The following is a 12,689-nucleotide window of genomic DNA, read 5'->3' as shown; positions in this document are numbered from 1 at the left end:
CGCCTTCGCCCCTCCGCCGGGCAGCCCCTTGCATCGTGCTCCGCCAGGCCGCCCCTGCCGTCACCCCTCGCCAAGGCGGCCTCCGCAGCCAGCCTCCGGCCTCCTACCGCAGCACCTTCTCCAGCGTCCCCAGTGCCCCTTCGAGCTCCTCGCGCGTGATGGTGAGCGGTGGGGCCAGGCGGATCGTGGAGCCGTGGGTGTCCTTGACCAGGATCCCCTCCCGCATGAGGCGTTCGCTGATCTCGCGGCCCGTGCCGAGCGCGGGGTCGATGTCGACGCCCGCCCACAGGCCCCGCGAGCGGAAGCCGACGACGCCCTTGCCGACCAGGCCCGTCAGACCGTCCCGCAGGACCGCGCCCAGCTCGGTCGCGCGGCGCTGGAACTCGCCCGTCTCCAGCAGCTCGACCACCGCCGTGCCGACCGCGGCCGCCAACGGGTTGCCGCCGAAGGTCGACCCGTGCTCCCCGGGGTGCAGCACCCCGAGCACCTCCCGCCGGGCGACCACCGCGGACACCGGCACGATGCCGCCGCCCAGCGCCTTGCCCAGCAGCACCACGTCCGGCACGACCGACTCGTGCTCGACCGCCAGAGTGCCGCCCGTACGGCCGAGCCCGGACTGGATCTCGTCCGCGAGGAACAGGCAGCCCTTGCGGCGGGTGAGCTCCCGCACGCCCGTCAGGTAGCCGTCGTCCGGGATGATCACGCCCGCCTCGCCCTGGATCGGCTCGATCAGCACCGCCGCCGTCGTCTCGTCGACCGCCGCCTCCAGCGCGGCCAGGTCGTTGTACGGCACGATCCGAAAGCCCGGCGTGAAGGGCCCGAAGCCCGCCCGGGCCGTCTCGTCCGTGGAGAAGCTGACGATCGTCGTCGTACGGCCGTGGAAGTTGTCCGCCGCGACCACGATCGTGGCCCGGTCGGCGGGGACGCCCTTGACGTCGTACGCCCACTTGCGGGCCACCTTCACCCCGCTCTCCACCGCCTCCGCACCGGTGTTCATGGGCAGCACCATGTCCATGCCGGTCAGCGCCGCCAGCCGTTCCGCGAACTCGGCGAGCCGGTCGTTGTGGAAGGCGCGGGAGGTGAGGGTCAGCCGGTCGAGCTGGCGGTGGGCGGCCTCGACCAGCGCCGGGTGCCGGTGCCCGAAGTTGAGCGCCGAGTAGCCGGCCAGCATGTCGAGGTAGCGCCGCCCCTCCACGTCCTCCACCCACGTGCCCTCGGCACGGGCGACGACCACGGGCAGCGGGTGGTAGTTGTGCGCGAGGACCGGCTCCTCCGCGCGGATGAGCTCCTCGGAGCCGCGGGTCTCCTGCGAGTCCTGGGTACGGACGGGTGCGGTCATGAGCGGATCTCCCGGATCTCCTGGGTGCAGCACTTGATGCCGCCACCGGCCTTGTGGAACTCGGACAGGTCGACGGGGACGGGGACGTAGCCACGGTCGGCGAGCCGGCCGGCCAGGGCCGTCGCCCCCGGTGAGATGAACACGTGCCGCCCGTCGGAGACGGAGTTGAGCCCGAACGCCATCGCGTCCTCGCCGGTGGCGAGCACCGCGTCCGGGTACAGCCGGGCCAGCACCTCACGGCTGCCCGGCGAGAACGCCTCGGGGTAGTAGGCGATGGTGTCGTCGTCGAGGACGAACAGCGCCGTGTCGAGGTGGTAGAAGTAGGGGTCCACCAGCGTCAGGCTGATCACCGGCACCCCGAAGTGCTCCTGCACCTCGCGGTGCGCCTCCCGGGTCGTACGGAAGCCCGTCCCGGCCAGGATCCAGCGGCCGGCCGGCACCAGGTCGCCCTCGCCCTCGCACACCGACTCGGGGTGGTAGACCTCGTACCCCTCCGACTTGAACCACGCCTCGTACGGCACGGACTCGGGGCGGCGCTCGGGCGCGTGGAAGAGGGAGCCGAAGACGCGGCCGTCGACGACGACCGCCGCGTTCGCGGCGAAGACCATGTCGGGCAGACCGGGAACGGGTTTCACAGTGTCCACGGTATGGCCGTGGGCACGGTAGGCGCCGACCAGCGTCTGCCACTGGTCCAGGGCGCGGATGACGTCGACGGGTTCGTCGGGACGCATCCACGGGTTGATCGCGTACTGCACGGCGAAGTGTCTGGGTTCGCAGACGAGGTAGCGCCGCCGGCGCGGCACACGGGAGTCGGGCACAGAGGGGTCCCTCCGCTTCCTCACGGTGTGTGACTGGGGGTTGACACAACGGTAGGAACTGGCTGAGGGCTCGACAAGAAACAAAGGTTGCGTGTCCGCGCAGGAACGCTGCGTCTTGCGGCCGGTCAGCGCAGGTCTGCTGCGCCGCCCTGGGCCTCCTCGGGTGCCGGATGGCCGGCCCCGGCCTCCGGACTCTCCGGGAGCAGATGGGACAGCACCATCACGCTGATCGTCTTCCGGATGAACGGCTCCTGGCGGATCCGCTCCAGCACCTCCTCGAAGTGCTCCACGTCCCGCGCCCGCACGTGCAGCAGCGCGTCCGCACCGCCCGTCACGGTCATCGCCGCGGTGATCTCCGAATGGTTGCGCACCACCTCCGCGAGCCGCCGCGGCGGGGCCGCGCCCTCGCAGTACACCTCGACGTAGGCCTCGGTCCGCCAGCCCAGCGCCGACGGCTTCACCGTGGCCGTGAACCCGGTGATCACGCCCGTCTCCCGCAGCCGGTCGACCCGGCGCTTGACCGCCGTGGCCGACAGCCCGATCGCCGTGCCGATCTCGGCGAAGGACGTCCGGGCGTTCGTCATCAACGCGGTGATGATCTTCCGGTCGAGTTCGTCGAACGGCGTGGACCTGCTGTTCATGCGGGCACTGTATCCACCGGCACCCCGCCCCGCGCCCGGCCCGACGCGGCCACCGTGTCCAGCGCGAACGCCTGCCCCCGGCACGTGTCCAGACGTACCGATCGCCCCTACACTCCGGGTTCATGCTGCGCGCCCTCGCTGTCGACGACGAACGCCCCTCGCTGGAGGAACTGCTCTACCTGCTGCACGCGGACCCCCGCATCGGCAGCGCGGAGGGCGCCGGCGACGCGACCGAGGCGCTGCGCCGCATCAACCGCGCCCTGGAGTCCGGCCCGGGCGGGCCCGAGGCGATAGACGTCGTCTTCCTCGACATCCAGATGCCCGGCCTCGACGGCCTCGACCTGGCCAGGCTGCTCACCGGGTTCGCCCGGCCGCCGCTCGTCGTGTTCGTCACCGCCCACGAGGACTTCGCCGTCCAGGCCTTCGACCTCAAGGCCGTCGACTACGTCCTCAAGCCCGTCCGCAAGGAACGGCTCGCCGAGGCCGTACGGCGTGCCGCCGAGCTCCGCGGCGCCGCGCCCCGCATCCCCGTGAGCGAGCCCGACCCCGACCACATCCCCGTCGAACTCGGTGGCGTGACCCGCTTCGTCGCCGTCGACGACATCACCCACGTCGAGGCCCAGGGCGACTATGCCCGGCTGCACACCGACAAGGGCAGCCACCTGGTCCGCATCCCGCTGTCCACCCTGGAGGAGCGCTGGCGCTCCCGCGGTTTCGTCCGCATCCACCGCCGCCACCTCGTCGCCCTGCGCCACATCGGCGAACTCCGCCTCGACGCCGGCACCGTCAGCGTCCTGGTCGGCTCCGAGGAGCTCCAGGTCAGCCGGCGCCACACGCGCGAACTGCGCGACCTGCTCATGAGGAGGACGTGACGGTGCCCCAGGACCACACCGAGCGTCGCGTCGTCGTCACCGGCCCGCCCCGCCAGACCCGCAGGGCCTCCGGCTACTACCGGCCGCGCACCGAGATCGACGAGCAGACCACCCTCGGCCACACCTACGTCCGGTCCCTGATGCGCACCCAACTGCGCGCCGCCCTCACCGTCTTCGCGATCCTCGGACTGCTCATCGGCCCGCTCCCGCTGCTCTTCGCGGCGATGCCCGGCACCCGCCGCCTGGAGTGGGCCGTCCTCGGCTTCGGCCTCTACGTCCCCCTGGTCCTGCTCGCCCGCTGGTACGTCCGCCGCGCCGAGCGCAACGAACGCGACTTCGTGCGCCTCGTCGAAGACCGATGACCGACGACCGAACTGGCGCCCGATGAACTCCCACTACGCCGTCCCCGCCGTGGCCCTGGTCGTCGTCGCGACGGTCCTGTTCGGCGCCTTCGGCCTGCGCATCTCCCGCACCACCTCCGACTTCTACGTCGCCTCCCGCACCGTCGGCCCGCGCCTCAACGCCGCCGCCATCAGCGGCGAGTACCTCTCCGCCGCCTCCTTCCTGGGCATAGCGGGCCTCGTCCTGGTCCAGGGCCCCGACATGCTCTGGTACCCCGTCGGCTACAGCGCCGGCTACCTGGTGCTGCTCCTCTTCGTCGCCGCCCCGCTGCGCCGCTCCGGCGCCTACACGCTCCCCGACTTCGCCGAGGCCCGCCTCGCCTCCCAGGCCGTGCGGCGGCTGGCCGGAGCCTTCGTCGTCGGCGTCGGCTGGCTGTATCTGCTGCCCCAGCTGCAGGGGGCCGGACTGACCCTGACGGTGCTGACCGGGGCGCCCGACTGGCTCGGCGGAGTGATCGTCGCCGTCGTCGTCACCGCCACCGTCGCCGCCGGCGGCATGCGCAGCATCACCTTCGTCCAGGCCTTCCAGTACTGGCTGAAACTCACCGCCCTGCTCGTCCCCGCCCTGTTCCTGGTCCTGGCCTGGCAGAGCGACGGAGCCCCCCGCCACGCCTTCGACGAACCCGCCACCTTCCGCGAGCAGCGCGTCGTCCGCGTCGGCGACAGCATCGACCTGAAACTGGACCGGCCCCTCACCGTCACGGTGACCGGCACCGTGGACGGCCGTACGCACACCGACACCCGCCTCGAACTCCCCGCCGGCGCCCACCGCGTCGAACGCGGCACCCGGCTCACCTTCGCCGCGGGAGCGGCCGTCCCCGAGGCGCAGCGCAGCGGCGGCGGCGACCTGTCGCCGGCCCAGGCCGAGAGCCGCGAGGAACGCCCGCTGTACGCCACGTACGGGCTGATCCTCGCCACGTTCTTCGGCACCATGGGCCTGCCGCACGTCGTGGTCCGCTTCTACACCAGCCCGCACGGTGTCGCCGCCCGCCGCACCACCGTCGCGGTCCTCGGCCTGATCGGCGCCTTCTACCTCCTGCCGCCCGTCTACGGCGCACTCGGCCGCCTCTACGCCCCCGAACTCACCCTCACCGGCGACACGGACGCCGCAGTGCTCCTGCTGCCCGACCGCATCATCGGGGGAGTGGGCGGCGATCTGCTGGGCGCGCTGGTGGCGGGGGGCGCCTTCGCCGCGTTCCTGTCCACGGCCTCGGGGCTCACCATGGCGGTCGCGGGCGTGCTCACCCAGGACGTCCTCCCCGCACGCGGCGTACGGCACTTCCGGCTCGGGACCGTGCTCGCGATGGCCATGCCCCTCGCGGCGAGCGTCCTGGTCGGCGGGCTCCCGGTGGCCGATGCGGTGGGGCTCGCCTTCGCCGTGTCCGCGTCGTCGTTCTGCCCGCTGCTCGTCCTCGGCATCTGGTGGCGGCGGCTCACCCCGCCCGGCGCGGCCGCCGGCATGCTGGTCGGCGGCGGCTCGGCCCTGCTCGCCGTCGCCGCGACCATGGCGGGCTACCCGGGCGAGGGCGCGCTGCACGCCCTGCTCGCCTGGCCCGCGCTCTGGTCGGTGCCGCTGGGCTTCCTCACCATGATCCTGGTGTCGCTGGCCACCCCCGGCCGGGTACCGCCGGGCACGGCGGCGGTCCTGGCCCGGTTCCACCTGCCCGAGGAACTGCGCACGGAGGTGACGGCATGAGCGGGTTCCTGGCGGGCCTGTGCGTCGCCGTGCTCCCGGTCCTGGCCGTGGGAGTCTGGCTCGGCCGGCGCACGGCACGCCCCAAGAGCCTCGGCGGCCTGGGCACGCCCGTGGAACACGCCACCTTCGAGACCCTGCACACCGCCTCCCTCGCCGCGCCCCCGCTGCGGGCCGGCCTGACAGAGGAGACCGCCCGTAAGTCCGCCCGCAAACTGCGCTCCCTGCTCGGCACGGACGCCCTGTGCCTGACCGACACCGAACAGGTCCTGGTCTGGGACGGCGACGGCGCCCACCACCGCACCGAGATCATGGAACGTCTCGCCGGCCCTCTGGAGACCGGCCGCGGCGAGGCCTTCCAGCTGACCTGCGACCTCCTCGACTGCCCGGTGCGCTGGGCGGTCGTCGCCCCGCTCACCGTCGACGACCGGGTGCACGGCGCCCTCGTCGCCTGCGCGCCCCGCGAGTCCGCGGTCCTCGTCCGGGCAGCCGGCGAGGTGGCCCGCTGGGTGTCCGTACAACTGGAGCTCGCGGACCTGGACCAGTCCCGCACCCGCCTCATCGAGGCCGAGATCAAGGCGCTGCGGGCCCAGATATCCCCGCACTTCATCTTCAACTCGCTCGCGGTGATCGCCTCGTTCGTCCGCACCGACCCCGAGCGCGCCCGCGAACTGCTCCTGGAGTTCGCCGACTTCACCCGCTACTCGTTCCGCCGGCACGGCGACTTCACCACGCTCGCCGACGAACTGCACGCCATCGACCACTATTTGGCGCTCGTGCGGGCACGCTTCGGCGACCGCCTCTCCGTCACCCTCCAGATCGCCCCGGAGGTGCTGCCCGTCGCCCTGCCCTTCCTGTGCCTCCAGCCGCTCGTCGAGAACGCCGTCAAGCACGGCCTGGAGGGCAAGGCCGACAAGTGCCACATCCAGATCACCGCCCAGGACGCGGGCGCCGAGGCCCTGGTCGTCATCGAGGACGACGGCGCGGGCATGGACCCCGGCCTGCTCCGCCGCATTCTCGCCCGCGAGGTCAGCCCCTCGGGCGGCATAGGGCTCTCCAACGTCGACGACCGGCTCCGCCAGGTCTACGGCGACGACCACGGCCTCGTCATCGAGACCGCCACGGGTGCGGGCATGAAGATCACCGTCCGGCTTCCCAAGTACCAGCCGGGTGTGCATTCGGCCGGACGGCTGACCCGGGAGTGAGCCTCAGGTGCTCTTCGTGGTGACCACCATCCCGAGGGTGATCAGGCCCAGGACGACCCAGCCGAACCACAGCCAGCCGTTGCTGCCGAGCGCCACCGTGTAGGCCGTCACCAGGACGAGGCCGCCGACGGTGACGACTCCCATGGTCTTCGTCGCGTTCGAACCGTTCGTGGAACCGGGCATCGCAACACCCTCCTCATGGTTCTTTTCCCACCATGGTGCCCCCGTTCTGCCTCCTGACGGTGCAGACGACGACATGAGTACCGGATTTCCAGGGTCCGTCGCTGGTCCACGAACCGGCCTCGTAGACGGACGGATCGAAGCCGTAGTCGTGTGGCGCCACGTCCCGGGCGCATGCCGTGTCCGACGAGGTCCGCGCCTCGGCGAGCGTCACAGCGGCGCCCAGTCGGGTGAATCCGAGCACCTGCTGGTCGTACCGCCCGCCGCACGGCACCAGCCGGACCTCCCGGTTCGAACGGACGTCCAAGCAGTCACGCTTCTGCATGGTGGCGGTGTCGGCGAACGCCGTACCGAACCTACGTCGCTCGCCGAGCGGCCCGTACAGCGGCCCGTGCGCGCCGAGCAAAAGGCAGGCGGTGCGCCGCCCCGCCGCCTCGAACCCGGTGCCGCTCGGCACGACGGCGTGGCTGCGGACATCGGCGAGCCGCTCCCGCAGCTCCCGGGTCCGCTCCTCGCACCGGGCCGGTCCCAGCTTCCGTGCCTCGTCCGCCGAGGCCGCCTCGACGAACGCCACCACCTGCCCGTCCGGCGCCTGGTCCCGGCAGGTCGGGTCCAGGGCGAGCCGGGGCGTGCCGGCGAACCGGGCCCCGCCCGGCCAGTCCGCGAGCACACAGTCCCCGTCCGCGAGCGGCTTCCCCAGCCCGACGGCCTCGCCGTACGGCACCGCCGTCCCGCCGCCCGCCCGGTCGCCCAGCGCGTACCAGACCCCGCCGAGCGCGAGGATCAGCCCGAGACCGCAGGCGGCGACGGCCCGGAGGGCGGGGGAGCGCCGGCGACGCCGTGCGCCGGGTGCGGAGACACCGGGTGCCGCGAGGCCGGATGCCGCGACGCCGGGACCGATGCCGCCCGGCCCGGGTGGGGGCACGGGCGGCGTCTCCCACGGCGACGGTGACCCCGGGTCCCTCCACGTCCGCTCGTACGCCTCCGCATGAGGCGTGACGAGTGCCGACAGCCCGGCCTCCACCTCCTGGGCGGTCATCCGCAGCTCCGGATCCTTGGCGAGCAGCCCGTGCAGCACGGGCTCCAGAGCCCCGGCCCGTGCCGGCGGATCCGGCTCCTCCATGACCACCGCGGTAAGTGCCGCCAGGTGCGACTCCCGCTCGAAGGGGCCGCGGCCCTCGACACCGAAGTACAGCGTGCAGCCCAGCGAGAACAGATCGGCGGCCGGCGTCGGCGCACCGCCGGACGCCCGCTCCGGCGCCAGATACCCCGCCGTGCCGACCAGCACGGACGCCCTCGTGTACCGCGTCTCACCGGCGTCCGGCTGCACGGAGATGCCGTAGTCGGTGAGCAGGACCCGTCCGTACGGCGAGCCCGCGCGGTCCGGCGCGAGCAGGATGTTGGCCGGCTTCACGTCCCGGTGCATCACGCCCCGCTCGTGCCCCGCGGTCAGCGCGTCCAGTACGGCGAGACCGACGCGGGCACACTCGGCCGGAGCGAGCGGCCCGCGCCGGGTCACCAGCTCCCGCAGGTCCACGGCGCCCGTCACGTACTCCATGACGATCCACGGCAGCCCCTCGTGCTCCAGCACGTCGTGCACCGTCACCACGTGCGGGTGTCCGCGCAGCCCGGCCGCGTGCCGGGCCTCCGCCCGGGCCCGCGCGACCCGCGCCTCCCGCTCGTTTCCGGCCTCGGCCGGATCGCGGAACACGATCTCCTTCAGCGCGACCTCGCAGGCGAGTCTCTGGTCGTGGGCGAGCCAGACGTGCCCCATGCCTCCGCTGCCGAGCGGGCGCAGCAGCAGATAACGGCCGGCGATGACCCGGCCCACTCCCGACGTCGGTGATCCTGAGGACATCCGGCGACTCCAGGGGTTCTCCAGGGTTCGGCGGGGGCGCGGCGCTGGACGGTGGTGCTCGGGGTGGGTGGTGTGGTCGACGGAGCGGTCGTCGCCGGGACGGTCGTCACAGGGGTGGTCGTCGCGGGAGCGCTGGACACGGGCGGGCTGCTCGCCGGCGGCGGCGCGCCGCTCCTGACCGGTTCACCGGTGGGAGGCGGGCTGGTGACCTGCCGGGGAGAGGAGCTGGTGACCTGTGGTGGTGAGCTGGTCGCCGTGGGCGGTGCGCTGCTCCTGGGCGCGGCGCTCGACGCAGACGGCGGCACGGAGCCGGTCGGCGCCTTCGACGGGGGCTGACGGGGCGGCGCGGGCCAGGTGCTCGTCGGAGGCCTGGAGCCGACCGGGGGAGTGGAGGACGCCGAGGGCGAAGCTGTCGCCGTACTCGCCGTACGCCCCTCCGTCCCCGGCTCCGCCGCCACGCTCAGCGTCACCTGCGCCCCGAACCGCAGCTCGACACCCGCGCCCGGCTCGGACGCGATGACGCGAGCATGGTCCGCGGGCGGCTCCGCACCCCTGAACGCGACCGCGAGCCCCGCATCGGCCAGCCGCCGGCTCGCCTCCCCGAACGTCGTCCCGGCAACCCGCGGCACGGCCCGCCCCTCCGTCGCGTCGAAGCCGGTGTCGGCCTCACCCGTCGTGCCGACAGGGCGTGCGATGCCCCGGACGGGGTCCTGGAGGTCGACGAGGGCGATGCGTTCCAACTGCCGGGGAGCGGGCCGTATGACCACCACCTCGGCACGGTCGTACCCCTGCCACTTCTCGTTGCCGTCCCCGAACGTGACGGATATCCGGCGTGTGTCGCCCTCGAAGGGCCGCAACGGATTTCCGCACGAACATTTGACCGACGGAAGTCCGTGCTGGTCCACGAGAACCGCGATTCCAGCCTGGAGCAGGGCACGGAAGGGAACGGCCTTTCCCTTTTTGTAGTCGTGATTCACCGCGAGAGTGTCGTGACGCAGGAGAACCGGTGTGAGCCGGTCGAGATATCCCGGAATCCCGTCCGTGCGAAGGTCGAGGGCGGCCGCCCACGCCCGCGCCTTGCGAGCGTTGCGCGGCGCCGTGAGGAACCGCTTCAGCCGCTCGACATCACAGATCCCCGGCTGCTTCGTCCCTCCGTACAGCCCCGGCCTGTCCCCCTGCTGCAGGCCACCGGGCACGGCCCGTGACCGCACCCGGGCATCCCGGCCGAGCCCGCTGTCCTCGGGGAAGAAAGGCGCCAGGGACGGAACTCCCGCGGCCACGGCCTTCACCTCGGACAAGGACCCGCCCGAATCGCACCCCCCGAGAGCCAGCAGAAAAACGACCAGGACAGCGATCCTCCGCATCACCGCTCCCCCCTGCGGTTCCTCCCGACGCGTTTCATGCTACTGAAGGAAAATGCTATTCAGCCGCGTTGTGGAGGAAGAGCAGAAGCGAGGATGAACGGGCGAACCGGGGCGTGCGAAAAGTCAGTTCCCGCGTGCGTGCAGCGAGCTCAAATAGGCGTTGTACGCCTCGAGTTCCTTGTCCCCGTCGCGGTCGGCGGCCCGGTCCTCGCGCCTGGCCTGACGCTGGTCCGAGGCGTACCACTGGAACAGCAGCGCGACCAGCACCAGCACGGACGGGATCTCGCTGAACGCCCAGGCGATGCCGCCCGCCGCGTTCTGGTCGGAGAGCGCCTCGATGCCGAGCGAGGCGGGCGGGTTCTTGAACGTCTCGACCATCGGCTCGGACGCCATCATCAGCGCGATCCCGAAGAACGCGTGGAACGGCATGCCCGCGAACAGCTCCAGCATCCGCATCAGATAGCCCGGCCGGTGCGGGCCCGGGTCCACGCCCATGATCGGCCAGAAGAACACCAGGCCCACCGCGAGGAAGTGCACCATCATCCCGATGTGCCCCGCCTTGGAGCCCATCAGGGTGTCGAACAGGGGCGTGAAGTACAGCCCGTACAGGCTCGCGATGAACAGCGGGATCGTGAACGCCGGGTGCGTGATGATCCGCATGTACCGGCTGTGCAGGAACATCAGCAGCAGCTCACGCGGCCCCTTGCGGCCCCGTCCCGCCGTCGGCAGCGCCCGCAGCGCGAGCGTGATCGGCGCCCCGAGCAGGATGAGGATCGGCGACACCATGCTGATCACCATGTGCTGCACCATGTGCACGCTGAACATGACCATGCCGTAGTCGTTCAGCCGGGTGCACATCATGAGCACGATGCTGAGCACGCCGATGACGAAGGCGACGCTCCGCCCCACCGGCCACTTGTCCCCGCGCCGCATCAGCCGCACGACACCCCACCCGTACAGCGCCAGCCCGGCCAGGCAGGCGACGAGGAAGAACGGGTCCGTCGACCACTCCAGCCCTCGTCCCAGCGTGAACGGCGGCAGATCCATGGTCATGCCGTGCCCGCTGTGATCCATACCGCCGGCTCCTGTTTCGTGGGGGTGTGCTGCAATCTGTCCGCCCCAAGAGTAGAACCGCCCCCGGTCACACAGGTGACCGGGGGCGGTAAGACGTGCTCAGGGACGCGGGGGCCTCAGAGAACACACTCCGCCTCGGCGTACCGATCGTCCGGCACGGTCTTCAGCGTCTCCACGGCCTCGGCCAACGACACCATCACGATGTCGGTGCCCCGCAGCGCGGTCATCTGCCCGAAACTCGCCCCGGTGCACCGCCTCCACCGCGTGCCACCCGAACCGCGTGGCCAGCACCCGGTCGTAGGCGGTGGGCGTCCCACCGCGCTGCACATGCCCGAGGATCACCGGCCGGGCTTCCTTCCCCAGCCGCCCCTCCAGCTCGACCGACAGCTGACGGGCGATCCCGGCGAACCGCTCGTGCCCGTAGATGTCCTTGCCGCCCTCGTCGAACTCCATGGTCCCGGCCCGGGGCTTGGCCCCCTCCGCCGCCACGACGATCGCGAAGCGCTTGCCCGCCTCGAACCGCTCGCCCACCTTGCGGGTCAGCTCGTCGACGTCGAAGGGCCGCTCGGGCACGACGATGGCGTGCGCGCCGGCCGCCATTCCGGAGTGCAGTGCGATCCAGCCGGTGTGCCGGCCCATGACCTCGACCACCAGAACCCGCTGGTGGGACTCGGCGGTGGTCTTCAGCCGGTCCAGGGCCTCGGTCGCCACCCCGACGGCCGTGTCGAAGCCGAACGTGACGTCCGTGACCGCGATGTCGTTGTCGATGGTCTTCGGCACACCCACGACGGGCAGACCGCTGTCCGACATCAGCCGCGCGGCCTTGAGCGTGCCCTCGCCGCCGATGGGGATGATCGCGTCGAGGCCGAGCTCCTCGACATGGCCCTTGGCCCGCTCCACACCGTCCCGCAGATGGGAGGGCTGGACCCGGGAGGACCCCAGAATCGTGCCGCCGCGGGCGAGGATGCCACCCACCGCGTCGAGGTCGAGCTTGAGGTAGTCGCACTCCAGAAGGCCTTTCCAGCCGTCCCGGAAGCCGATGACCTCGTCGCCGTGGTCGACGACGGCGCGGTGCACGACGGACCGGATGACGGCGTTCAGGCCGGGGCAGTCGCCGCCGGACGTGAGGACACCAATGCGCATAGCCCGAAAACCTTCTCAACGTGGGCCGGGACCGGACCACGTTGTCCGGCTCGAATCCCCGCCACCCTAGCGGCATCGAAGGGCCGGACCGAAGCACGCGT

At 72.1% G+C, this 12,689-nt stretch carries 11 protein-coding genes and 2 pseudogenes; 5 read left to right on the top strand and 8 right to left on the bottom strand.

Annotation, left to right across the window (positions count from 1 at the left end; all coding sequences use genetic code 11):
- Window positions 1-103 precede the first annotated feature (103 nt).
- From rocD to QF034_RS05430, 3 genes are all read right to left on the bottom strand, one after another.
- Entirely contained in the window at window positions 104-1,339 is a 1,236-nt protein-coding gene (gene rocD, locus QF034_RS05440; protein WP_307173854.1) for an ornithine--oxo-acid transaminase, read from the bottom strand.
- Window positions 1,336-2,157, bottom strand: a complete 822-nt coding sequence (gene ddaH / locus QF034_RS05435) for a dimethylargininase (protein ID WP_307173853.1) — start codon at window positions 2,155-2,157, stop codon at window positions 1,336-1,338. Before ddaH ends, rocD begins: the two co-directional genes overlap by 4 nt.
- 125 nt (window positions 2,158-2,282) lie before the next feature.
- Entirely contained in the window at window positions 2,283-2,798 is a 516-nt protein-coding gene (locus QF034_RS05430) for an Lrp/AsnC family transcriptional regulator (protein WP_307173852.1), read from the bottom strand.
- A gap of 122 nt (window positions 2,799-2,920) precedes the next feature.
- Here QF034_RS05430 and QF034_RS05425 point away from each other — a divergent pair, with 122 nt between their 5' ends.
- The 4 genes from QF034_RS05425 to QF034_RS05410 are packed head-to-tail and all read left to right on the top strand — an operon-like array spanning window position 2,921 to window position 6,969.
- Entirely contained in the window at window positions 2,921-3,670 is a 750-nt protein-coding gene (locus tag QF034_RS05425; protein WP_086558796.1) for a LytR/AlgR family response regulator transcription factor, read from the top strand.
- 2 nt (window positions 3,671-3,672) lie between these two features.
- A complete protein-coding gene (locus QF034_RS05420) occupies window positions 3,673-4,032 on the top strand; it encodes a hypothetical protein (RefSeq protein ID WP_307179804.1) in 360 nt (119 codons plus the stop codon).
- A 22-nt stretch (window positions 4,033-4,054) separates the two neighbouring features.
- Window positions 4,055-5,767 (top strand): sodium/solute symporter, encoded by a 1,713-nt coding sequence (locus QF034_RS05415; protein ID WP_307173851.1) that lies wholly within the window; start codon window positions 4,055-4,057, stop codon window positions 5,765-5,767.
- Window positions 5,764-6,969, top strand: a complete 1,206-nt coding sequence (locus tag QF034_RS05410; RefSeq protein WP_086558794.1) for a sensor histidine kinase — start codon at window positions 5,764-5,766, stop codon at window positions 6,967-6,969. Before QF034_RS05415 ends, QF034_RS05410 begins: the two co-directional genes overlap by 4 nt.
- A 3-nt stretch (window positions 6,970-6,972) precedes the next feature.
- On the opposite strand, the gene QF034_RS05405 is transcribed toward QF034_RS05410, so the two are convergent.
- Window positions 6,973-7,152: a hypothetical protein gene (locus QF034_RS05405; RefSeq protein WP_010041043.1), complete on the bottom strand. Its 180-nt coding sequence runs from the start codon at window positions 7,150-7,152 to the stop codon at window positions 6,973-6,975.
- Between the two features lie 13 nt (window positions 7,153-7,165).
- Window positions 7,166-9,007 carry a serine/threonine-protein kinase gene (locus QF034_RS05400; RefSeq protein WP_307173850.1) on the bottom strand — a complete coding sequence of 614 codons (1,842 nt, stop codon included), beginning with the start codon at window positions 9,005-9,007 and terminating at the stop codon, window positions 7,166-7,168.
- 72 nt (window positions 9,008-9,079) lie between these two features.
- Here QF034_RS05400 and QF034_RS05395 point away from each other — a divergent pair, with 72 nt between their 5' ends.
- The gene (locus QF034_RS05395; RefSeq protein WP_307180114.1) at window positions 9,080-9,343 is read left to right on the top strand and encodes a hypothetical protein; all 264 of its coding nucleotides are present in this window, start codon (window positions 9,080-9,082) and stop codon (window positions 9,341-9,343) included.
- 128 nt (window positions 9,344-9,471) lie between these two features.
- Here the strand turns inward: QF034_RS05395 and QF034_RS05390 are convergent.
- The 3 genes and pseudogenes from QF034_RS05390 to QF034_RS05380 all read right to left on the bottom strand — a co-directional run.
- Window positions 9,472-10,371: pseudogene (locus QF034_RS05390) on the bottom strand (DUF6777 domain-containing protein); the annotation flags it as partial.
- Window positions 10,372-10,494: 123 nt separating this feature from the next.
- A complete protein-coding gene (locus tag QF034_RS05385; protein ID WP_307173849.1) occupies window positions 10,495-11,445 on the bottom strand; it encodes a cytochrome c oxidase assembly protein in 951 nt (316 codons plus the stop codon).
- A 116-nt stretch (window positions 11,446-11,561) separates the two neighbouring features.
- A pseudogene (locus QF034_RS05380) lies at window positions 11,562-12,588 on the bottom strand (6-phosphofructokinase).
- Window positions 12,589-12,689 lie beyond the last annotated feature (101 nt).

This window comes from Streptomyces africanus, from assembly GCF_030816955.1.
In the GTDB taxonomy this organism is placed as follows: Bacteria; Actinomycetota; Actinomycetes; order Streptomycetales; family Streptomycetaceae; genus Streptomyces; species Streptomyces africanus.
Note: the sequence above shows the minus strand (reverse complement) of the source record. Positions and strands in the feature narration are given on the sequence as shown.